A 23,229-nucleotide genomic window follows, 5' to 3' on the forward strand; every position below is an offset into this window, starting at 1 on the left:
CGCTCCCTCTCGTCAAAACCCTCGAAGGACCCCATAAAGCAAAGCTCACGATAAGGTCCAGCCGATGCTCTTCGACTTCGTTTCCGCCGCCCTGGTCACGCTCCTCGTGACCCTCGATCCGCCGGCCCTTGCGCCCATGTTCATCTCACTGACGCGGGGCATGAACGCCGAGGAGCGCAAACGGGTCGCCATTCGGGCGAGCCTGATCGCCTTCTGCATTCTGGCCTTCTTCGGCCTGGGCGGTGAAGTGCTCCTGCGGCTCCTGGGCGTCGGCATTCCGGCCTTCCGCATCTCGGGCGGCCTGCTCCTGTTCTGGATCGCCTTCGAGATGGTGTTCGAGCGCCGCAACGAGCGCAAGCAGCACACGGCCGATATCGCCATCACGGAGGACCATATCCGCAACGTGGCCGCCTTCCCGCTCGCCATCCCGCTCATGGCCGGCCCCGGCGCGATCACGGCCGTCATCCTCCTGGCGGGGCGCGCAAACGGGGACGTGATCTATCTCTCGTCCCTCATGGCCCTGATCGCGCTGGGTGTCGCCAGCTGCTTTACGGTCTTCATGGCGGCCGAGCGCGTCTCCCGCATGCTCGGCGTCACCGGCAACATCGTCCTGAGCCGCCTCCTCGGCGTCATCCTCGCGGGCCTTGCGGTGCAGTTCATCATCAACGGCGTGGAGGCGCTGTTCAGGGCATCGTAAAGACCATTGCCTGTTTCATTCATTTCCTAACGTCAATTTTTGGAACGATACATCATCTAAATGATTATTCGTTATGATATTATAGGAGACTTAGAATGGCTCTCTTTGTGGGCGGTCGCAATGTTTACGCGGTCACAGGAACGGAATTTGGCGACACGATTTACGGACACACAAGCGGAACCGTCAATTCCGGGGCTATCGAGAGGCATAAACTTTATGGATATGGCGGCAACGACAAACTTTATGGCGACGCCTTCATCCTTCAAGGGAGTGCAACGGGTGGCGTAGACCTGTTTTATGCCGGTGAGGGCAATGATTACGTTTATGGCGACGCCTATAAGATTAGAGGCAACGCCAAGGGATACAATGACACCCTTTATGGCAATGATGGCCGAGATAATCTGTATGGGGACGCCAAGTTTCTCTACAATACCGCGCATGGCGGGAATGACCGCATCTATGGCGGGGACGGCAATGACAACATCTATGGCGACGCCGTAGGCCTGCTCAACTATTCCGCTGGCGGAAACGATTATCTCTATGGCCAACTAGGCAACGATTACATCTACGGTGACGCCTACCGGATGACGGGATATACTAAAGGCGGCAAGGATACGATTATCGGCAGCGCCGGTAACGACTACATCACCGGCGACGCGAAGCAGATGCAGTATGCATCCCAAGGAGGCAACGATCGTGTTCTTGGCGGGACCGGAAACGATTTTATCGCCGGAGACGGTACTGGCATGGCAGGGCTCACCGTAGGTGGCCATGACATTCTCTTCGGGGATGAGGGGAACGACAGGGTGGTCGGCGATGGTTGGATTCTCGAATCAGGGGCGAAAGGCGGCAATGACGTTGTTAGGGGCGATGCTGGCAATGACGTCGTTTATGGGGATGCGCCACAAATCAGAGTAGGCGCAGTGGGAGGCAGCGACTACGTGCTTGGCGGTGCCGGCAATGACGAAGTCTATGGCGACTTCCTCGTCGAGCCTGTTCGCCTGTATATGGATGCCGGCCCCAATGCCAACGATACAGTTGATGGCGGGACCGGCAACGATACCCTCGGAGGAGGCACCGGCAGCGACGTCTTCGTTTTCCACAAAGGCGACGGCACGGATGTCATCCGCGACTTCTCCGGCGTGAATTGGAGCGATTCCGACCATGACAGGATTGACTTGACCGATTGGCATTTTGCCTCGTTCAGCGCGCTGGAGCCCTACATTCACTACAACACGACCGCTCCTGGCGAGGTAACCATTACTCTCCCTGAAGGCGAAACGATCTATCTGGCAAACCTTCTGCAGAAGGGCGGGACACACCAGCTGACCGCATCCGACTTCATTCTTTAGCTTTAAATTTCAGGGGCCGGCGACACACCATAAGCCGGCCCTATCTAAATCTAACGAGCCGCTTCTGTACTCAAAATCCGCTGTCTTACAGCTCTCACCACAGCCTCGAGCTCAAACCCGGAACTGTAGTCTACTGTTTTCACGAAATTATTCATACATAAGCCCTTCCATTCTTAGGACCTTTTTCCAGTCATCTTCGTGGCCGCTCCAGTCCCTCTGCCGAAAAGCCCCATACGAAATTTGTCGCACGCGTAAAAATTCACATAAGCCAGGCTTGTATCGCGCTAAAACATTATAATAGAACTTACGATATGTGATCCCGTTACGGGATATGAGTGAGGAACACGCAATGGCAACGATTATAGGCGGCTCCGGCCGGCAGATTCTGAAGGGTACGCCCTCCACCGACCGCATTTTCGGCGATACTAGCGGGGCCTACTCGTTCCAGTCGGGTGGTGATGACAAGCTCTATGGATACAACGGCAGCGATACGCTGTATGGCGACGCCCTGCGCCTGACCGGTACCGCTCTTGGCGGCAAAGACCTGTTCTACGGCGGCAACGGCAACGATACCATCTATGGTGATGCCCTACAGCTGCGAGACTACGCCACTGGCGGGTCCGACACGCTCTATGGCCAAAGTGGCAACGATCACCTCTATGGGGATGCCAAATACCTTTATCAGAAGGCACATGGAGCAGGCGACAGGCTGGTCGGCGGTGACGGCATCGACACGCTCTACGGAGACGGCGTCGCACTCTTCAATTATGCCGTCGGCGGCAACGACATCCTTTCCGGCGATCGTGGAAAAGACACCCTTTATGGCGATTCCTACCGTCTCGAAGGACGCTCTTCGGGCGGCAACGATTCTCTCTCAGGCGGTGATGGCGTCGATTTCCTGTATGGCGATGCGAAATACATGAAATACGCCTCGAAAGGCGGCAACGACCAGCTCATTGGTGGCTCAGACGGGGACAGTCTGTTCGGTGATGGCGTGCGCATGACGGATCACTCAGTCGGCGGTTCCGACACGCTTTTTGGGGAGACGGGCGATGATGCACTCTATGGGGATGCCTATTACATGGGCTCAGCGACCCATGGCGGCAACGACAGCCTGATAGGCGCTGACGGCAACGATACCATCTTTGGCGACGCCTATAAGATCGAATATAATGGACGAAGCGGAGCCGATACATTGAGCGGAGGGGCCGGCGACGACGCCCTCTACGGCGACGATTTCCAGGACGGCAGCACGACGATCATATCGAGCGTGCTAGGAGGAAACGACCGCATTGATGGCGGGACCGGCAACGACTTCCTGGCTGGTGGATTGGGCAGCGACGTCTTCGTGTTCCACAAATGGGATGGACGCGACGTGATCTGGGACTTCTGTGGAACAGCCTCCAAAATTCCTCAGGGTGACAAAATCGACCTGTCCGACTGGCACTTTGCATCCTTCGATCAGCTGACGCCCTACATCCACTACAACTCGCTGGACACAGGCGCCGTCACCATCGATCTGCCGGAGGGCCAGACCATCATTCTGCTGCCGGTGGGCAATAACGGCGGCATTCAGCAACTCACGGCGGCAGATTTCATCCTTTGAAGCCACCGATCTGGGAGCAGCGTAAGAGCCTTGTGATGGCAGGGACGGTCTTGTCCCTGCCATACTGCATGTACCACGCGGCTCATGCTTCCCGGAAGGCGCAGGCCGATTTCCGGCCTAACGCGGAGATCGACAGTGGCGCTCAGCGCAGGGTCTCCAGGAGCCGAGTCATAAGCTTCTGGCGCGGCGCGATGGACGAGATCAGCCCGTATTCGTTGAGGGTGTGCGCCCCATCGCCGTCGATCCCGAGACCGTCCAGCGTGGGAATGCCGAGGGCTGCGGTGAAATTGCCATCGGAACCGCCGCCGACCTTGTCGGACGAGACCAGATCGAAGCCGATCTCGGCCGCGAGGCCTCTGGCGTGGTCGAAAAGCTTCCCCGTGCCTTCGGAGCGCTCGTAGGGCGGCCGGTTCATGCCGCCGGTCACGGTCACCTTGAAATCGGGGTTCTGCGGCCTCAGGCCGAGGAGCGCCCGCGTCATTTCCTCTCCGTCTGCAACCGTCTCGACCCGCAGGTCCACCGGGAAACGGCAATGCTGCGGGATGGTGTTAACCGCGGTGCCGCCGCTGACCATGCCGACAGTCGTCGTGATGCCACGGGCGTAATCCGTCAGGGCCTCGACCGCCTGGATCTGCCGGGCGGCCTCGTAGATGGCGTTGCGGCCATCCTTGTGGCGAGAGCCCGCATGGGAGGGGCGGCCTTCCACGTGCACGTCGAAGCGCCCCACGCCCTTGCGGGAGGTCACGATCCGGCCACCGTCGCGGGCAGGCTCCGTCACGAGCACGAAGGACGAGCGACGCCCGATTCCCTCGATCACGGGCCGCGTCATGGGGCTGCCGATTTCCTCGTCCGGCGTCACGATGAACACCATCGGCCGCGCCGCGGTGCCGCGCCGGGCCACATCCTTGAAGGCCTCGAGGGCGAAATAGGCGCCGCCCTTCATGTCGTAGACGCCCGGTCCGTAGAGCCGGTCGCCCTCGATCCGTAGCGGTAGGTCGCGCTCGATGGTGCCCACGGGATGGACGGTGTCGAGATGGGACAGGAGGAGGAGCGGCGCCTCGTCGCTCTGCGGCCCAGCGCGCAAAACGAGGGCGTCGCCCAGCCCCTGCTCTCCGGGAAGCCGCTCCACGGCCACGGGTGCATCGGCCATCTGGGCAACCACGAGATCCATCATCCGGTTCACGCCCGCCGTATCGTGCGTGGGGCTTTCCGTGCGGACCCAGGAGAGGAGCGTGTCGAGGGAGGAGGACGTCATGGCGAGGTTCGATCCGGGCTTGTTAAGGAGGCTGAGGGGCGCACGGTTTTTATCTCGCCCGGACGAGCCTGTCACCCGGGCCCGGGGTGCAGACCGCCCGTCTCAATACGGATAATTGCCACAGAAAGTACGGAAAAGCCCAGTTTCTGTATATGAGCATTCCCCGCCGATGATCTGTAGGCTTACGCTACGGATCTTTGCCTCTGAGGCATCGTCGCGCAGAAGATGGGAATGGCTCGAATAAGGGGAATCCACCATTATTGGATGAGCGGAGATGTCATTTCCTTTCGACCATTCCTTTGGGGCGACCCCTTTCCAGAGCGTGGGTGAGGATTTGCGCCCTTGTGAGGCCCCTCACCACACGCAGAGGTGAATTTGCCTAGAACGGAATGTCGTCGTCGAGGTCGTTGAAGCGCGAGCCGCCGCCGCTCGGTGCGGCCGCCGGACGGCGCTCCATCGGCGAGGAGCGGCCGAACTCGCCGCCGCGGCTGACCTGGCCTTGCTCCTCCTCGCCATATTCCGACGAGCCGCCGCCGCGGCTGTCCAGGATCGTCAGCTCGCCGCGGAAGCGCTGCAGCACCACCTCGGTGGTGTATTTCTCGGCCCCGCTCTGGTCCTGCCATTTGCGGGTCTGCAGCTGCCCCTCGATGTAGACTTTCGAGCCCTTCTTCAGGTACTGCTCGGCCACCCGGGCCAGGTTCTCGTTGAAGATCACCACCGAGTGCCACTCGGTCTTTTCCTTGCGCTCGCCCGAGGCCTTGTCCTTCCAGGTCTCCGAGGTGGCGATCCGCAGGTTCACCACCGGCTCGCCCGAATTCAGCCGGCGCACCTCAGGGTCACGCCCCAGGTTCCCCACCAATATCACCTTGTTCACACTGCCCGCCATGGGGATGCCTCCTGTTCGCTTCAGGCTGTTCTGTCGCCCTGAACCTTGCGGCACAAGGCGCAGCCAGGGTTCTGCACAGCTCTGTCCCCAATAATCGGAGCTTTCAGGTCGGCCGGGAGGTGCCTAAGGCTTCAGGGACTTCTGCGCCTCTTCCAAGAAATGTTGGCAGGCGTTCTCGTCTCCTGCCTTGTCGGCCTCCCTTGCACGTCCCAGGGCCTCCAGGCCCGCTTGCAGGGCCTTTCCCTCACCGAGCGCTCCTTCGGCTCTCGCGATCGACTCGGGCGTCGGCTCACGATGAAGGAGCGCTCCTGTACTTTCGCGGGAGGCGGAGCCTGCCCCTGCGGTCGTGTCGACCCGGGTATCCAGCTGGGCTTGCAGCCGGTCGATGGCCGCTATGCACGGCCCCGCATGACCGGCTGGGATCGAAAGAAAGACAAATGCTGCGGAAAGGGCCGCTGTTCGTGCGATGACCATGATGTGCTCTCCCATGCTGGTTGGCGCGGGACATCCCGGCTGCATCGAAGACTGACGGCATTATACCTGAAACGGCCAAAGCCCGCCGCTCCACAAACTGACGTGGAGCTGCGGGCAAAGAGTCATCTTCCTCAAATGACCATGAAGTCGTGATAGGTCATTTTGAGGCCCTTCTTGAGCGTGGCAAGCTCGACCGCCTTGTGACTGCCTGAGCCATCGGAATCATAGAAAAGCACGCCCTTCTTGTTGTCGTAGATCAGGTAATCGTTCTTGTCCTTGGCCTTGGAGCCGAGGGTGAAGAAGCCCTTGTTGAGCTTACCCGGCTTTGTCTCCGTGCCCTTGCCGAGCTTGGCCATGTACTTATTGTCGAGCCAGATCGTGTCGTCCTTCACGGAAAAGTCCGTGATCTTGTCCATATTGGCCTTGCTGGGCTTGGTGTTGAACACGAAGATGTCCTTGCCCGCCCCGCCGGTCAGCACATCCTTACCGAGCCCGCCATAAAGCTTATCGTTGCCGCCCTGACCGATCAGGGCATCGTTCTTGGAGCCTCCCGTGAGGACGCGATAGCCGTTGACAACCGGCTGACCGCCCGAGCCGGAGCCATTGCCCGCTCCAGGATTCGTGCCCGGCCCGGGAGCGGTGCCCGACTTCAAAACCCCGTTCACATACACCTTCTCGATCGCCGGGTCCGCGAAATCGAAGGTTGCGTAGACGGTGTCGGTGCCGCCCGAGTCGATCACGACGTCGTTCGGTGAATCGACATAGTACGTATCGTTGCCGGCTCCGCCGTCGAGGATGTTGGTCGCGCTGTTCCCGATCAGCGTGTCGTCGAACGCGCTGCCGGTGGCGTTCTCGATGACCACGCCATTGGCAATGGTAAATCCGCCTGAGATGCCTTTCTGTGCCGAGATGTAACCGCCTGCATGCGGATCGCCCTGCTGCAGGCTGGCGGCCCGCAGGTCGATCGTCACGCCGGCCGTCGAGCCTGCCGCGCTGATGGTGTCCGTGCCGCCCGCATCCCAGATCGAGGACCAGCCCGTGCCGGGTACATTCGCGGTCGGCAGGGTATAGACGTCGTTGCCGGCGGCGGTGGTCATGTTAGGGCCGTAGAGAGCCTGCAACGCCGCGATATCGAAGGCACCGAGACCGCCCTGGTAGCCATACTGCCCTTTCTCAGCATCGGGCGGAGCCGTGTTGAGGCCGTCATTGTCCGACATGATGGTATAGACGGTCTGGTTCAGGCCGAAATCGCCCAGGTCGTTGGGTGCATGTACACCGGGGAATGACGTCGCATCGCCCAACACGCCCCCGCTATGGGACGGTGCCAAGCCTAAGCCGATCCCAATCTCGTGAATCATATTCGAACGGCTTCGGCTGCCGAATTGGAAGTCAAATTGCGTCGTGCTGTTGAAGAGCCCCCAGCGCTGGCTGTAATCCTCGCTCTGGTCCGGCGACTCGTGCCACCCGGCAACGCTCAACATTGCTCCGTACCACCACCAGACGATGTTGGCGTCCCGGATATCCTGCACTCCCGAGAATGTAATGTTGGCTACGCTCGAGTAGAGGCCAGCGATCTCGTTGGCGAGTGCTTGATAGTCATTGAACCAGATCCCCCTGTAAGCGGGGTCCGTCAACCATCCATTTTCAAGCACAGGGTGCACGGTTGCCGTAGCGAGAAGGTAATCGCTGTCCTCTTGCCCGAGATAGGCGTAGAGCGGCTCCTGAGACATATCCCAGGCCTTGCCGCCCCAGATCAGCGCGTCGACATAAGGATTTCCATAGCCGCTTCCGGCAACATTCTTGAGAGTAGCCATCACCAAATTTCCCGCAACAGGACAGGATTCCGATATATATTTTGTAATAGTATACTATCCCATCGAAATCCACACCCTCAATTGTAACGGTGTACTATTACATGATACTGAGCACTTCTCCATTCGCCCCATTGCCCTCCGTACCCTCTTTGTTCTAGCATTGCGAACCTGGAATCATCCGCCGCATTGCGCCGGCGGGTGGTGCAACACATATCCGGGGACTGGCCTGACAGGGCCGACACTCTCTATTCAAGGCACTGCGGGCAATGGCTAAACTCGACGACCTGTTCAACCGCGCGAAGGCGGGAGACCCGGATGCGCGCGTCATCTCCGTCCGGGGCGCGCGGGAGCACAACCTCAAGAACGTCGACCTCATGGTCCCGCGGGACAATTTCGTGGTCTTCACGGGGCTGTCCGGCTCAGGAAAATCGTCCCTCGCCTTCGACACGATCTATGCCGAGGGCCAGCGGCGCTATGTGGAATCGCTCTCGGCCTATGCCCGCCAGTTCCTGGAGATGATGCAGAAGCCGGACGTGGACCAGATCGACGGCCTGTCTCCGGCCATCTCCATCGAGCAGAAAACCACCTCCAAGAACCCGCGCTCGACGGTCGGCACCGTCACGGAAATCTATGACTACATGCGCCTTCTCTGGGCGCGGGTCGGCATTCCCTATTCGCCCGCCACGGGCCTGCCCATCGAGAGCCAGACCGTCAGCCAGATGGTCGACCGCATCCTCGAACTGCCCGAGAAGACGAGGCTCTTCCTCCTGGCCCCCGTGGTGCGAGGCCGCAAGGGCGAGTACCGCAAGGAGATCGCCGAGTTCCAGAAGAAAGGCTTTCAGCGCCTGAAGATCGACGGCGAATATTATGCCATCGACGAGGTTCCGGCCCTCGACAAGAAGTACAAGCACGATATCGACGTGGTGGTGGACCGCATCGTGGTGCGGGCCGACATCGCGGCGCGCTTGGCGGATTCGCTCGAGACGGCGCTCGACCTCGCAGATGGCATCGCGGTCGTCGAATATGCGGACGAGAAGGACGAGAAGGGGCAACCGAAGCGCGTCGTCTTCTCGTCCAAGTTCGCCTGCCCGGTCTCAGGCTTCACGATCCCCGAGATCGAGCCGCGCCTGTTCTCGTTCAACAACCCCTTCGGCGCCTGCCCGACCTGCGGCGGCATCGGCCACGAGATGCGCATCGACCCGCTGCTGATCGTGCCCGACGAGAGCCTGCCCCTCAAACGCGGCGCCGTCGCGCCCTGGGCGAAGTCCACCTCGCCCTATTACGGCCAGACGCTGGAGGCCATCACCCGCCACTACAAGGGCTCCATGACCAAGCCCTGGAGTGAGTTGTCCGACAAGGTGCGCGACGTCATTCTCTACGGCTCGGGCGACGAGGCGATCCGCATGGCCTATGACGACGGCCTGCGCGCCTACGAGGTGAGGAAGCCCTTCGAGGGCGTGATCCCCAATCTGGAGCGCCGCTACAAGGAGACCGAAAGCGACTGGGCGCGCGACGAGATCGGCCGCTTCATGAGCGAGACGCCCTGCGCCTCCTGTGGCGGAAAGCGCCTGAAGCCGGAAGCGCTTGCGGTCAAGATCGCGGGTTCCGACATCGGCGATGCAACGGCCCTTTCGGTGAAGGACGCCCATGCCTGGTTCGGCGACCTCACCAAGAAGCTGACGAAAAAGCAGAACGAGATCGCCGGCCGGATCCTCAAGGAAATCCGCGAACGCCTCACCTTCCTGGTCGATGTGGGCCTGGAATATCTGACCCTTGCGCGCTCCTCCGGCACCCTGTCGGGCGGCGAGAGCCAGCGTATTCGCCTCGCGAGCCAGATTGGTTCAGGCCTGACGGGCGTCCTCTATGTGCTGGACGAGCCCTCCATCGGCCTGCACCAGCGCGACAACGAGCGCCTGCTCATGACCTTGAAGCGCCTGCGCGATCTCGGCAACACGGTGATTGTCGTGGAGCACGACGAGGACGCGATCCTCCAGGCCGATTACGTGTTCGATATCGGCCCGGGCGCGGGCATCCATGGCGGTAAGGTGGTGGCCGAGGGCACTCCGCCCGAGATCATGGCGAACCCGAAATCGCTCACGGGCAAGTACCTGACGGGCGAACTCTCCGTGAAGGTGCCGGAAAAGCGCCGCAAGCCCAACAAGAGCCGCATGCTGAAAGTGGTCGGCGCGAAGGGCAATAACCTGAAGAACGTGACGGCCGAGATCCCGCTCGGCACGTTTACGTGCATCACGGGCGTCTCGGGGGGCGGCAAGTCGACCCTCGTCATCGACACGCTCTACAAGGCTGTGGCGCGCAAGCTCAACGGCGCCCTGGAGCATCCGGCACAGCACGACCGCATCGAGGGCCTTGAGCATCTCGACAAGGTCATCGACATCGACCAGTCTCCCATCGGGCGCACGCCGCGCTCGAACCCGGCCACCTATGTGGGCGCCTTCACGCCGATCCGCGAATGGTTCGCGGGCCTGCCCGAGGCGAAGGCGCGGGGTTATCAGCCGGGGCGCTTCTCGTTCAACGTGAAGGGTGGCCGCTGCGAGGCCTGCCAGGGTGACGGCGTCATCAAGATCGAGATGCACTTCCTGCCCGATGTCTACGTCACCTGCGATGTGTGCAAGGGCAAGCGCTACGACCGCGAAACGCTGGAGGTGAAGTACCGCGAGAAATCCATCGCGGACGTGCTCGACATGACGGTCGAGGAGGCGCGCGAGCTGTTCAAGGCCGTGCCGTCGATCCGCGAGAAGATGCAGACCCTCGCCCGCGTCGGGCTCGATTACGTGCATGTGGGCCAGCAGGCGACGACGCTTTCGGGCGGCGAGGCGCAGCGCGTGAAGCTCTCCAAGGAGCTCTCCAAGCGCGCCACGGGCCGCACCCTCTACATCCTCGACGAGCCGACCACGGGCCTTCACTTCCATGACGTGGCGAAGCTCCTGGAGGTGCTGCACGAGCTGGTCGAGCAGGGCAACAGCGTCGTGGTGATCGAGCACAATCTGGAGGTCATCAAGACCGCCGACTGGATCATCGACATGGGCCCCGAGGGTGGCGACGGCGGCGGCCGCATCGTCGCCCAGGGCACCCCGGAAGACATCGCCCAGTCGACGGAGAGCCATACCGGCCGCTTCCTGAAGGAAGTGCTGGAGCGGCGGCCGCTTAAGAAGGTCTCCGAGGCGGCTCCGAAGAAAGCCGAGACAGCTTCGAAGAAGGCCAGGAAGGCACCCCGGCAGGCGGCGGAGTAAGCAAAAGGAATGCACCGCGACCATCATGATGACCGTGATGGAGTTGGAGCGTATGCGCGAATGCGACCTTTAGCCGATAAAATCTCTGGAAGTCTGAATCGGTGTGCCTCTCGTGGTAGAAAGTAAATTCCGTTGGAATCGAAGCCTCTTCCGTTTGTGGTTTCAGTCACCCCGGTACGGCTGGCGGAACCGTATAGCAGCCAAAGATCACGGCGATCGAGCCCTATGAAGGGAGGAAAGCCCTCCGCCCGTATCAGCCACTAGTTCCGTGGACCAAGGGGAATAAAACGGACTTTGTGCCCGGAACCTAGGTCCCGGATGGACGATGAATGCGCGGCTCACGCAACGACAAATGTCGCTCAGTTCCTAGCAAGCTCCAGATCACCATATGAGATTGCGGATAACTCTCGAGATGGGCACGAAACAATTCGTATGCATATAAGATTTGTTTTTTGCGAAAGCCGGCGTCAAACGTCATATTGATTTCATCTGCTTAGTGTTATGTCTCCACAGCTTGCCGCTGCTTGGAGCCCAGACACACGTTTAATGGAGTTTCATCGCTGCAACATGGTGAGCGACATTCAGGAGACTTTTCTATCTTTTAAGTCACGTGAGGCTGCTTCAGAATGAGTTTTCCTATCTCATACCTTGGATCATATTTCTGATCCGAGTTGCTAGTGCCTCTACTGCGAATGGCTTGGCTATCATCTCCATTCCGGGCTCGAGAAAGCCATTTGCCAGTGTCGCATTCTCGGCATAGCCGGTGATAAAGAGGACTTTCAGGCTAGGACGCGTCTCGCGGGCTGCATCGGCAAGTTGTCGCCCATTGATCCCGGGCAGACCGACATCCGTGACGAGCAGATCCACATGTTGTCGTGATTGCAGGATTTTGAGACCCGCAGGTCCATCCGGCGCTTCGAGGGCACGATAGCCCAGATCCTGCAGGACCTCGACGATAAGGTTACGGATGACCGGCTCATCCTCGACCACAAGCACCGTCTCGCCCGCCTCTGCACGGGGGGCCTCAGCAAGAGACGCTGCAGACAGTTCCTCCTGAGCTGCCCCGTGGTGGCGAGGCAGGTAGAGCCTGATCGTCGTACCTTTGCCCACCTCTGAGTAAATCTTGACGTTCCCTTCGGATTGCTTTGCGAAACCATAGACCATCGAGAGACCTAGCCCCGTGCCACGGCCTAGGGGCTTCGTCGTGAAAAAGGGTTCGAAGACCCGTGCAATGACATCCGGTGGAATTCCCGTCCCTGTGTCCGTGATGCAGATCGCCACATATTGTCCTGGCCGAAGGTCGGGCTCGGAGGCCGTGTAGACATCGTCGAGATAGGCATTTGCCGTCTCGATGGTGAGCTTTCCTCCATCTGGCATGGCATCGCGCGCATTGATGGCGAGATTCAGAATGGCACTCTCAAGTTGGTTGGGATCGCATAGGGTCGTCCACAACCCACCTGCGGTGACAATCTCTAAAGCATGTAATGGGCCGATGGTACGACGGAGCAGTTCCTCCATGGAGGCGATAAGCTGGTTGGCATTGACAGGCTTTGGATCAAGCGGCTGCCGACGTGCGAAGGCCAGCAGACGATGTGTGAGCGCAGCAGCGCGCTGGGCCGAGCTCATTGCAGCTTTGGCATAGCGCTCAATATGCTCCGTCCGGCCTTGAGTGATGCGGGTCTGCATGAGGTCAAGGGAGCCGACGATCCCGGCGAGGAGATTGTTGAAATCGTGAGCAATGCCGCCCGTGAGCTGCCCGACCGCCTCCATCTTCTGGGCCTGGCGAAGCTGATCTTCAGCCCTTAAAAGCTCTCGTGTCCGCTCCTGGACGCGCTCTTCCAAGGTATGGTTCAGCTGTCGCAACGCCTCCTCGGATGCCCGTCGCTCGTTTATATTACGGAGAATGGCTGTCACGAATACGCGCTTGTCACTCTGCCAGCGCGCGGCGGAAACTTCCAGAAAGCTGACAGATCCGTTCTTGCGTCTCGCCATAACCTCCACGGGACGGGCCATGATGTCCCCTGCAAGAATACTTGCCCAAAGCTCGTTCCACATCTCTGGTTCGTCCAGGAGTGAAGCCATTTTCAGACCGACGAGATCGCGGGCTCCATAACCGAATTCCTTAGCCGCCGATTGATTGGCAAGCTGGATGATGCCTTGCGCATCAAGGGTGAGGATTGCGTCTGGGGCACTAGACACGACAGCGTCGTAGCGCGCATTCTGGCGCTCGCGTAAGACTTGTTCCCGTTGAACCGCAACCGTGACGTCAGCAATTTGCACCAGACACTGGCGATGGGGCAGCGCTCCGAGCGGACGGACAGAGATATTATGGATAAGGTCTCTCCCGGAACGTGTCCGCAACGGCAGGAGAAGACGGTGCAGGGAATGAGTTAAAAGTCTTGATGAACCTGTTTCCAGAACGTCCGCAATCGCTGCTTTGAGGCCGGGTGAGATCGCTCCTGGAAACAGCTCGTCCAAGCGTTTTCCGGAAGCCTCTTGAGAGGAGATTTCGCTTGCCGACGCGAACCATGAGTTCCAGGCAACCACATGCATGCTGCCATCGAGCACAATGAGGCCGGTATCTAGGGTGTCGAAAACCGTCGATAGAAGTTCATCTTCAATTCGATGCATGTGATCAGGATGCCATCCCGTCCGTCGCCCGTTCGATGAACTCGCTGAGTAGGTTTTTGAGTACGGCCAGTGAAGGAATATCCATCAGCATGACGATGTAACCGCTGATATCCCGTTGCCGGACCGTAAAGTTGATATAGAGGAACATCACTACGTCGCTACCCTCGAGCGGCGGCGCGAGGCTGAAGAGCTCTGTTCCTTTTCCCCGAATAATTTCAGGCAGGGACATTTTGAGGCTGCGGTGGAGCATGTTGGCGATCGTGCCTAAGCAGCCGTTTAGGAGAATGTTGCCGGTCTCTGCCAGAGCTTCCTGCTCCAGCTCGATGATATCTTCGAGTGAAAGCTCTCCACCGGTCACTGCTCTGACGAGTTCAAGGCTTTTGGTCTCCGGAAAAATCAGCAGGGCGCGGCCTGTGATATCACCTTCGAAGACTTGATGAACCGCCACGAGTTGGCCGGCCTCACGCCCTTCAAGAATCTCGATAGCCCGTGCGCGATGCACGAGTTCGACCGCCGGCACCGACAGATGTACCTGCTCACCGACCATCTCGCGGAGGCTGAACGCGGCACGGCTGACACCGATGTTCACGAGCTCAGTCAGAGCATCGAGCTCCAGCTCGTTCAGCACTTCGGATATCGCTGATGCCATCATCTCATGCCTCGGCCGCGACATATCGCCAAATGCTTCCAAAACAACATCCCTTATGCCGCACTCGACCGCAGGCGCAGGGCTGCTCCGGAAATGAATCCCCTCAACCCCTCTTCGGTCAGTGGCTTGCTGACAAAAGTAGCATTCACCTCGCGCGCACGGGCGATCACCTCATCCTGGATATTGGCCGTAATGACCGCAATCGGCATTGTTGGATGGATAGAGCGAATCTCCTTGGCCAACTCGAGACCGTCCATCTCAGGCATATTGAAATCGATCATAGCCACATCGATCTTCCGCTTGCCTAAGGTGTCGAGGGCTTCTTGAGCATTGCCGGCTTCTATCCTGTCCCATTCGGGCTGGAGCGCAGCCAAAGTCTTGGCTGCTACGATGCGCGCAAGCTTGCTATCGTCAATAATTAGAACCGTTATTGCCACTCGGATACCCCGCTAGGCATAAACCGCCCGGAACGACCAGTTAAGTATGGAGGAGATGGGCTAGGTGCCTCTTTTAGAGGATACTGAAAGAATAACAACTTTTTAGCCCGTCTGCGGCTCTGATTTGGCTCATTTCCCGCCTGCCAAAGCGGGGAAAATCCAGTCTCGAAGAAAGGTATCCTTGGTCGTTCCCCTGATGGCGGGCCGAAAAGCCATCAAAATTTGCAGCACAGCCGTGTGGATATGCCGGACTTCCGTTAGATCCACGATCCTCGCTTGATCTGCCTGGAGCCAGCCCAGCAATGGTTCCGCATCCTCAACGCGACAGTCCTCCTCTAGATGGATAATATTGCCATCCAGACGTACGCTCATCTGATTAGCTCCGGAACATCGAGAATCATGAGGACTTTGCCGTCGCCGAGCAACGTCGTCCCGATGACGCCAGGCATTCCCGCGAGAATACCCGTCATAGGTCGCATTAGAACGTCCATCCTCTGGTCAAATCCATCCACTGCAATCCCGACCAATTCGTCGCCAAGTGCCATCACCATGACTTTCAGGACCTGGGACGGTACCGAGAGGCGCGGCACCTCCAGAAGGTCAGCAAGCCTCAGGAGGGGAAGTGTCTTGTCCCGCAGGACAAAGGCCTCAGATGTCCCAATGGCGAGAATACGGGAGCTCGGCACGAATGTCGTCTCGATAATCCCATCGAGAGGAATGCCGTAGAGTTCGTTGGCAAGCCGCACAACCATGACCTTCGTCATGACAATTGTCGACGGAAGCGACAGTGAGATCGTCGTGCCTCGACCCTGCAGGCTCCGGACATTGGTTTGGCCGCCCAGGCGCTCTACTGCAGAGCGAACGGCATCCATACCCACTCCCCGGCCCGACAGGTCGGTCACCTCCGAGGCTGTCGAGAAACCCGGAGCGAAGATCAGATTGACGACTTCGGCATCGCTCAAGCGATCAAGATTCTCTTCCGAAGAGATGCCGCGTTGGCGCGCCGTCTCTCGGATCGTCGCCGGGTCGACGCCGCGCCCATCGTCCTCGACCTCGACCCTAACACGGTCGCCATCACGGAGCGCCCGCAGCACGATTCTAGTTTTTGCTGACTTTCCAGCCTCTACGCGGAGATGTTCGGGCTCCGCGCCATGGCCAACAGCATTGCGGAGAAGATGCAGGAGAGGCTCGAAAAGACCTTCTACGATAGCCTTATCCGCCTGAACCTCCTCGCCTTCCATGGTAAAATCGATTGCCCTGCCCAGCTGTCCTGCGATCTCACGCACCGCACGCGGGAAGCGCCGGAAGATATCCCGCATAGGCATCATGCGAACATTCATGACAGCCCCGTGCATTTCGGTTACGAGGCGCTCGATGGCGGCGTGGTTCGCTAGCAGGCTCTGCGCAAGATGCTTTCCATCCAGCCCGTCGCTGATCTGCCCTGCAAGGTGTCCCAGTGCATTCTTGGCAATGACCATTTCACCGATGAGATCGGCCAACCTGTCGATCCGGGTCGCATCGACCCGGAGAGTCCGCGTACCAGCCGTTTCGGTTGAACCGATCGAGATCCTAGATGCCGCTTCATTGAGGACTGTGCCGAGGACTTCGCTTTCGACAGATCGGGTGATCTCATGAATGACGACTTGATCCGGGACAAATCGGAATACTGCCTTGACGCTCTCTATTTCGGCACCGGTGAGTGCCTCGAAACGCAGATTGCAGGCGAACGGGTCAAACTCTGCAGCAGGTGGCCAAGGGTCCCGGTTCTTCACTCGGAGCGCCAGGAGATCCGGAACTGATCGCAGGAGGGCAATCGGGTCGTCACCGGCAAAAAAACTATCGATGCGCGGTATGTACCGGATTGCCACAATGGGAGCATTCTGTGGCCTCAAGCCTACTAGATTGCGGCTCTCCTGCGTGAAAAGCTCCTTAATCCACTCGTGTTCAGCTTCTGGGATCGCGACAGCCGTCTGTATGGGAGGCTCGTCGAGAAGGGAGCGCAAAGCTCTTGCTAAGCGGTAGCCTTCGTCCGCGGCACCTGTCGGGAGCTGCCCTGCCTGTTCAATCTCGGCGACCCATCGCTCTATCTGACCAAGACATGTGAGGAGGATGTCTATCGCGTGGGTATCAATGCTGGTTCGCTTCTCCTTCAGAGCGCCTAGCAGGTCCTCCGCGGCATGAAGCGCAAGCCCCATGGGCGCAAAATCGAAAAGGCCGACTGAACCCTTAAGGGTATGAACGGCTCGAAATGCACTGTTCATAGTCGCGGCCGCCTGAGGATCGCGCTCTAGAGCCAAGAGGTCATCCGTTGCCTGCTGGATGAGCTCATGCGCTTCGGTGATGAAGTGCTTGAGAAGATCATCCATCGCGGTTGCTCCCGGGCCGTTGATAGACAACCGCGTCGTCGAAGCGGCAAAGGTCGAAGCGCTTAGAGATTCGACTCATCGACTCAGTATGACCGAGACAAATGTAACCTCCGGGATTCAGGGAGTTGTAAAGATTGCTGACTGCTAGGAGCCGGGAGGAGTCATCGAAATAAATGAGGACGTTGCGGCAGAAGATAATATCGAAATGGCCTTGCGCGGCGACGGAAACGGAATTGACCAGATTGGTGGACGTGAACTTCACCGACTCCCGCATATCCTGGATCAGCCTGCGCTGGCCGCTCCGGGCAGGTTCGAAATAGCGGGCGATGACATCGGTGGGTAGTCGCGAAAGGGCACGCTCGCCGTAATATCCAGCTTGGGCGGCCGCGAGGGCCTGTGTGTCAATGTCGGAGCCAACAATCTCAATATGATAGGCATCGACCATAGGCCAGTTCTCGAGCAGCCAGATGGCAATGGAATAGGGCTCCTCGCCGGTCGAGCACGGAGCCGACCAGATCCGCACCAGATCCCCCGGTTGCCTGCCCTGTACGATACTGGGCAAGAGCGAGCGGCTCAGACAACGGAGCTGGTGCTCTTCACGGTAAAAATAGGTTTCGTTCACCGTAAATGCGTTGATCAGTTGCTCGACTTCTTCCTCGTCGGACTCAAGACACGTGAAATAGGCGGAGAATGTGCGTGTTCCGGTCGCCGTCATGCGTTCAGCGATGCGCCGTTCGATATAGTACCGCTTGCTTTCGCCGAAGATCATACCTGTGCTGCGATGCAGGAACTGACAAAGACGGCGGATCTCATCTGGCGTCAGCGATTCTGCTTTGCGCGATCTACTCACGAGCGGCCTACCATTCCCATGATCTGATCGGCGATCCGCTCTAATGGAGCAATGACCTGTGCGCCGCCGCGCCGAACGAGCTCGCCTGGCATTCCCCACACGACAGCGCTCTCTTCCGCTTCTGCGATGGTGCGACCGCCTTCTCCCTTCAGGCGCGTCATGGCCTCAGCGCCATCGCTGCCCATCCCGGTCATCAGCACACCGAGCAATCGCTCGGCTGCGAAATGCTGCATGGCGCTATCCACCAGTCGATCAACGCTCGGGTGCCATCGATGCTCCGGCAGCGAGGGGGCTGCCAGAACCAGCGGGCCATTTGGACGGTTGCCGATGATGACATCCGCATCGCCCCGGCCGATATAGATGTAGCCGGGAGCAAGCGGCATCGGATGAGCCACTTCTATTACTGTCAGAGCGCACAACTTATCGAGCCGACGCGCCAAGGGGCCCGTGAAAGAGCTCGGCATGTGCTGCGCCACCACGACGGGCCATGGGAAGCGGGCTGGCAGCTGGGACAGCACGGTATCCAGTGCCGGCGGCCCCCCCGTAGAGGCCCCGATCAATACAACACCATGAGCCGGTGCAAACTTGATCTGCCGTCTAGGGAGCGCTTCAGTTGCAGGGAGCCGTGGCAATGCGGAGTGGGGCCGATATTCCAAACCACTGCGCAGCCTGACCCGCTCAGCCAGTCTGAGGCTGCTGGGCAGTCGAGCCCGTGATGCGGCCCGAACCGTCCCGACAATCTTAGGGGCGAGAGTGTCGATTTCCAGCGAGATGGCTCGGTCAGGCTTTGTGATGAAGTCGACGGCTCCAAGCTCGAAGGCTTCAAGAGTCGTGCTGGCGCCGGCCTCCGTGAGAGAGGAGACCATCACCACGGGACATGGGCGCTCGAGCATGATCCGGTCAAGACAGGTGAGCCCATCCATCTCGGGCATGTTCACATCAAGCGTGATGACATCTGGCTTGAAAGCCGTCAGCTGCTCCAATGCTTCGATACCATTGCGAGCGAAGGCAATCTCGAAATCTCCCTCAGCGGTGAATATCCCTCCGAGGAGGCGCCGCATCAAGGGAGAGTCGTCGACGATGAGCAGCCGGGTCACGAAGGGGGCCGCTCCGAGGCTTCCTCACACATGGCTGCGAGCAGATCCTTCTCGGCTCTATCGAGCAGCTCCCGCGGGTTGAGCAGAAGGATCATTCTGTCTTCAACTTCAATGTTGGCAATGCGGTCGATCACTTCGCTCCCGTCCGCTGCCAAGTCCGGGGTTGGACGAAGCTGGTCTCGCGGTATGCTGATAACGTCCGACACGGCGTCGACGATGAACCCCGCCTGCATCTGGTCGATCCTCACGACGACGATACGCTCCCGCCGCCGCTCCCCCTCTCCGTCGAGATTGAAGCGCCGTCGCTGATCGATCACGGGAACGACATTCCCCCGCAAGTTCATCACGCCCTCGATGAAGGCAGGAGCCTTGGGTAGAGGCGTCAGCGTGTCGGGTACGCGGACCACTTCATCGACGGACCCGATAGGCAGCCCGTATTCTTCACCTCCCAAGCGGAAGATGATGAACTGCTCGTCGGCCACCGAAGGTCCGGCGTCTCTACTCATATCCTGGTTCTGCTCCGTTTGAGATACGATCTGCTCTACTAGAGGGCGATCCTTGAAAAGATGCTCGGTGGACAGCACAGAGACCAGCCGCCGTCCATTCTCGAGGCGACATATGCCCTGGATCTGAGCCTCTGTATTCCCTCGTGTCAGGATCGTCGGAACGGGATCAACCGCGCCTTCGGGAAGCTGGAGAATTTCTCTCATTCCGTCTATGGAAAGTCCGACAAGCCCCTTGCCGACCCGCGCCACGACGACCCTGGTCTTGCCGCCGGATTGCGGTCCAGCTTTCCGAAGACCGAGAAGCTCACGCAATGACACCAACGGCAGCAACTGCCCACGTAGCGCGATCACGCCCAACATAACCGAATCCGTCTGCGGAACTGCCGCGATATCCTCTGGCAGGGTGACCACTTCAAGAATGGAGGCAAGCGGCAGCGCGAAATCCTGTCCGGCTACGGCAAAGCACACGAGAGCAACCTTGTTTTGGACTGCACTATCCTGCTCGTGAAGTCCATGCACAGCTGAGGATCGCTTGCGGTGAGGCCGGTGGGCGAAGCGATAAAAATCCTTAGCCAGTAGTGTGTCCAGATCCACCATTCTAACGGGCGCGAGGCCTTCGCGATCTGTAGCCGCGTCTTCAGAAGCAAGAGCGGCCCTCCCAAGCGAGGCTACTTTGTCGATCAGGAGTCCGACTGGATCGCCTCGGTCGATCACCACGACACGTGACTTAGAGGAGGGGCCTCCTTCCTGCCCAAGAAGGCCGCGCAGTGATATCACTGGCATCACGGCCCCTCGAAGATTCGCCACGCCGAGCAGGCTTGGCGGCCCGAGAGGAACGCGGGTCACGGCCGGGGGACGGATAACCTCGGCGATATCAGACGTTGGGAAAGCGAAACGTTCATCCCCTACGTGTACCGTTAGAAACGACTGTGTGACAGCCGACGAGGCCGCCTCGCTCATGCGCTACGACTCCACCGTCTGGAGCTCGTCCGTCAGGGAGGCGATCTCCTCGATCGCAGCGGCCAGATCCTCGGCGCCCCGTGCCTGTTGGCGTGCTGCGGTGGCGGCCTGTGCGGCGGCACTCCCAGCCTGCTCGGCAACTGCCGCAACCTGCTGAGTGCCGAGCCGAACCTCACGCACTGCCGTTAGGATCGCTTCAGAGCCGGATAGAATGGCGGTGCTGCCCTGACGGAGGGCATGGATATCCGCTTCCACAGCCCCGAGCCTTTCGGCGATCAGGGCATTCCTAGCTGCCTCAGCCTGTGTAATTGCAGCACTTTGCTCTAGGTCACGCCTGACGATGGCGATCTGATCGCGGATCTGGCGAACGACATCCTTGATCCGGTCCGCGTTTTCGGAAGCGTCTCGCGCTAGATTGCGGATATCGCCGGACACGATCGCAAAGCCACGGCCAGCCTCGCCTGTCCGAGCAGCTTCGATGGAACCGCTTACAGCCAGCATGTTCGTCTGGACCGCTACAAGGGCAATGCCGTCAACGATCTTCTCAATCCGGCGGCCGGATTCGTCCAGGCCACCCATCAACTTGATCACGGCCTGCGTATCCTTCAGAGCCTCCTCGACACCAGCCGCCAGTCTCATTGTTGCGGTACGGTTGTCCTGTAGATCGACCGCGAGAGCCTCGATACGCTCGACCGCAGTGCTGGATACGTCCCGCGATGCAGCCGTTGCCCGCTCGATCTGCTCCATGGCGGCGTTGGCCTGTTGCGTGGCCGCTGCCTGCATCTGAGCCCCTCGACTGATTTGATCGACGGCCGCCATGATCTCACCGGCGGCTCCTGAGAGTTCCTGGATTGCAGCTGACAGCTCCTCGGCGGCGGACCCGACCTGCTCTGCACTAGATGACCCTGCGGCGCCACCTTGGAGATCGTCTGCGAGAGCGGCCAAGGCCTGTGCGGTCTGCTGGCTTTGATCGAGCGATATACTCTGCTGTTGAACGGCACGCTGTGCCTCGGCCGCGGCCGCAGCCTGTTCCTCGGCCGCACTGGCGACCTGCTCCGCGCCCCGTTGGGCCTCTCGGATGGCAGTCTCAGCTTCGACGGCCGTAAGGAGAATCGCTTGGCTTCCCTTGGCCAAACGGGACACATCGTTGCGGATCTTGTCGAGAGCAGTCACAACGGCGCGACCGATCTGGGCTTCACCGGATGCGGTTTCTGCCCCGGTCCTGATGCGCTCTGCGACGGAGCGAACTTCGTTGCCGATACCTTCCGCGAGTACCTGAATATCCTGCGCACTTTTCTCCGACGCGCCGGCAAGCGCGCGGACCTCGTCGGCAACAACCGCAAAGCCGCGCCCGCCCTCTCCGGCCCGGGCAGCTTCAATCGCCGCATTCAGGGCCAGAAGATTCGTCTGGTCGGAAATTTCTCCGACCGCGTTAGTAATCTCACCGATCTCGGTAGCTCGCTTCTCAAGAAGCGACACGATTTCGACCATCGTCCGTTGACGGGTCGCATTGGTCTCGACGGCGGCGACAGAAGCATCGATTTGGGCCCCTGTCTCGATCAGAAGACTCTGAAGACCTGCTGTTCTCGTCTGAATGGCTTCGGCATGCGTCCGTGCATCCGCAAAGGACGCGCTCAGGTTCAGGATGGCAGAGAGGGATTGCTGTGAGGCTCCGGCTGCCTCCTCGGCCCCGCTCGCAATTTGCTCCATGGAGCGCCGAAGTTCCTCTGCCGCGGACGAAGACTCGGCAACACCGCTCGCCAATTCCTCCGTCGCAGCCCCAATGCGCTCGGCGGCCTGCAGCCTCCGCGCCTTAGCTCGTTCAAGGGTCCGGCGTTGGGAGGTTACTCCTCGCCCTGTAGGTATGTTTGCTACAGGCGCTTCGTCGCCCGGCGGGCGCGTGGGCCTCTTGCCCGGAAGCTCGGACGTCTTGACCAGTGGCATAGAGATCCCTTGAGATTTGTTCGCGCTGTACGGGAATGCCGTCTCGACCGCCAAGCCATCCGCCAGCTTCGTCGAAACGGAAAAGAGAAGATCTGCCATTTATAATTGCGGATCACGTCCCGGCAAGGCATCCCTTGGATTTATGCCAGCAAAAGCCGCATGTTAGAATTTTCTCGGCATATAATCCTCCCTCGCCATTATTAAATTCACAATCAGTGAATACGGAGATCAGGGCGTAATACTATGTATAGGCGCCCCGTGCGCCGGCGCACGTTTGTCGCGGGGCCGATTATCCGTCCTTTAACCAAAACGTCGTTTCATAGGCGCCATCGAAATGTCTTTCTGCGCAAGGCACTCCCGGTGCGCCGTCCGTCCGGGCGGCGTGCTCCGGCCTCATCGTTGGCCGGCAGCCTTGCGCAGCGGCGTGTTGCGTAGAGTTCGCCATGGTGCACAT

16 protein-coding genes and 2 pseudogenes are annotated in these 23,229 nt (G+C 59.6%); 4 read left to right on the forward strand and 14 right to left on the reverse strand.

What is annotated here, in order from left to right:
* Window positions 1-64: 64 nt before the first annotated feature.
* The 3 genes from C4E04_RS12070 to C4E04_RS12080 all read left to right on the forward strand — a co-directional run bounded on the left by C4E04_RS12070 (window position 65) and on the right by C4E04_RS12080 (window position 3,655).
* Window positions 65-697 (forward strand): MarC family protein, encoded by a 633-nt coding sequence (locus C4E04_RS12070; protein ID WP_109597734.1) that lies wholly within the window; start codon window positions 65-67, stop codon window positions 695-697.
* Between the two features lie 95 nt (window positions 698-792).
* Entirely contained in the window at window positions 793-2,049 is a 1,257-nt protein-coding gene (locus C4E04_RS12075) for a calcium-binding protein (RefSeq protein WP_109597736.1), read from the forward strand.
* Between the two features lie 349 nt (window positions 2,050-2,398).
* Window positions 2,399-3,655: a calcium-binding protein gene (locus tag C4E04_RS12080; protein WP_162559375.1), complete on the forward strand. Its 1,257-nt coding sequence runs from the start codon at window positions 2,399-2,401 to the stop codon at window positions 3,653-3,655.
* A gap of 142 nt (window positions 3,656-3,797) precedes the next feature.
* Here C4E04_RS12080 and C4E04_RS12085 read toward each other — a convergent pair whose 3' ends face one another.
* The 4 genes from C4E04_RS12085 to C4E04_RS12100 all read right to left on the reverse strand — a co-directional run bounded on the left by C4E04_RS12085 (window position 3,798) and on the right by C4E04_RS12100 (window position 8,084).
* The gene (locus C4E04_RS12085) at window positions 3,798-4,910 is read right to left on the reverse strand and encodes a M20 family metallopeptidase (RefSeq protein ID WP_109597738.1); all 1,113 of its coding nucleotides are present in this window, start codon (window positions 4,908-4,910) and stop codon (window positions 3,798-3,800) included.
* A gap of 379 nt (window positions 4,911-5,289) precedes the next feature.
* Window positions 5,290-5,796 (reverse strand): single-stranded DNA-binding protein, encoded by a 507-nt coding sequence (locus C4E04_RS12090; protein WP_109597739.1) that lies wholly within the window; start codon window positions 5,794-5,796, stop codon window positions 5,290-5,292.
* A gap of 123 nt (window positions 5,797-5,919) precedes the next feature.
* Window positions 5,920-6,270, reverse strand: coding sequence for a hypothetical protein (locus C4E04_RS12095; RefSeq protein WP_109597740.1), 351 nt, complete (start codon window positions 6,268-6,270; stop codon window positions 5,920-5,922).
* A 131-nt stretch (window positions 6,271-6,401) separates the two neighbouring features.
* Complete coding sequence (locus tag C4E04_RS12100; RefSeq protein ID WP_109597741.1) at window positions 6,402-8,084, reverse strand: M10 family metallopeptidase C-terminal domain-containing protein; 1,683 nt, start codon at window positions 8,082-8,084, stop codon at window positions 6,402-6,404.
* 266 nt (window positions 8,085-8,350) lie between these two features.
* Between C4E04_RS12100 and uvrA the strand changes: the two genes are divergently transcribed.
* Window positions 8,351-11,335, forward strand: coding sequence for an excinuclease ABC subunit UvrA (gene uvrA, locus C4E04_RS12105; protein WP_109597743.1), 2,985 nt, complete (start codon window positions 8,351-8,353; stop codon window positions 11,333-11,335).
* A 636-nt stretch (window positions 11,336-11,971) separates the two neighbouring features.
* Here the strand turns inward: uvrA and C4E04_RS21740 are convergent.
* The 10 genes and pseudogenes from C4E04_RS21740 to C4E04_RS12150 form a co-directional block, all read right to left on the reverse strand.
* A pseudogene (locus C4E04_RS21740) lies at window positions 11,972-13,186 on the reverse strand (ATP-binding protein); the annotation flags it as partial.
* A gap of 69 nt (window positions 13,187-13,255) precedes the next feature.
* Window positions 13,256-13,966, reverse strand: a pseudogene (locus C4E04_RS21745) (PAS domain-containing protein); the annotation flags it as partial.
* Between the two features lie 4 nt (window positions 13,967-13,970).
* Window positions 13,971-14,615 (reverse strand): chemotaxis protein CheX, encoded by a 645-nt coding sequence (locus C4E04_RS12115; protein WP_109601066.1) that lies wholly within the window; start codon window positions 14,613-14,615, stop codon window positions 13,971-13,973.
* Window positions 14,616-14,668: 53 nt separating this feature from the next.
* Window positions 14,669-15,052, reverse strand: coding sequence for a response regulator transcription factor (locus C4E04_RS12120; protein WP_109597744.1), 384 nt, complete (start codon window positions 15,050-15,052; stop codon window positions 14,669-14,671).
* Window positions 15,053-15,181: 129 nt separating this feature from the next.
* Entirely contained in the window at window positions 15,182-15,424 is a 243-nt protein-coding gene (locus tag C4E04_RS12125) for a hypothetical protein (protein ID WP_109597745.1), read from the reverse strand.
* Window positions 15,421-17,418: a chemotaxis protein CheA gene (locus C4E04_RS12130; RefSeq protein ID WP_109597746.1), complete on the reverse strand. Its 1,998-nt coding sequence runs from the start codon at window positions 17,416-17,418 to the stop codon at window positions 15,421-15,423. The genes C4E04_RS12125 and C4E04_RS12130 overlap by 4 nt, the downstream gene beginning before the upstream one ends.
* Window positions 17,411-18,187 (reverse strand): protein-glutamate O-methyltransferase CheR, encoded by a 777-nt coding sequence (locus C4E04_RS12135; RefSeq protein WP_245416321.1) that lies wholly within the window; start codon window positions 18,185-18,187, stop codon window positions 17,411-17,413. Before C4E04_RS12135 ends, C4E04_RS12130 begins: the two co-directional genes overlap by 8 nt.
* Window positions 18,188-18,264: 77 nt before the next feature.
* Window positions 18,265-19,365, reverse strand: a complete 1,101-nt coding sequence (gene cheB, locus C4E04_RS12140; protein ID WP_109597747.1) for a chemotaxis-specific protein-glutamate methyltransferase CheB — start codon at window positions 19,363-19,365, stop codon at window positions 18,265-18,267.
* Window positions 19,362-20,831, reverse strand: coding sequence for a chemotaxis protein CheW (locus tag C4E04_RS12145; protein WP_109597748.1), 1,470 nt, complete (start codon window positions 20,829-20,831; stop codon window positions 19,362-19,364). The genes cheB and C4E04_RS12145 overlap by 4 nt, the downstream gene beginning before the upstream one ends.
* Before the next feature lie 3 nt (window positions 20,832-20,834).
* Window positions 20,835-22,829: a methyl-accepting chemotaxis protein gene (locus C4E04_RS12150; RefSeq protein WP_245416088.1), complete on the reverse strand. Its 1,995-nt coding sequence runs from the start codon at window positions 22,827-22,829 to the stop codon at window positions 20,835-20,837.
* Between the last annotated feature and the right edge of the window lie 400 nt (window positions 22,830-23,229).

This window comes from Microvirga sp. 17 mud 1-3, assembly GCF_003151255.1.
Taxonomy (GTDB): domain Bacteria; phylum Pseudomonadota; class Alphaproteobacteria; order Rhizobiales; family Beijerinckiaceae; genus Microvirga.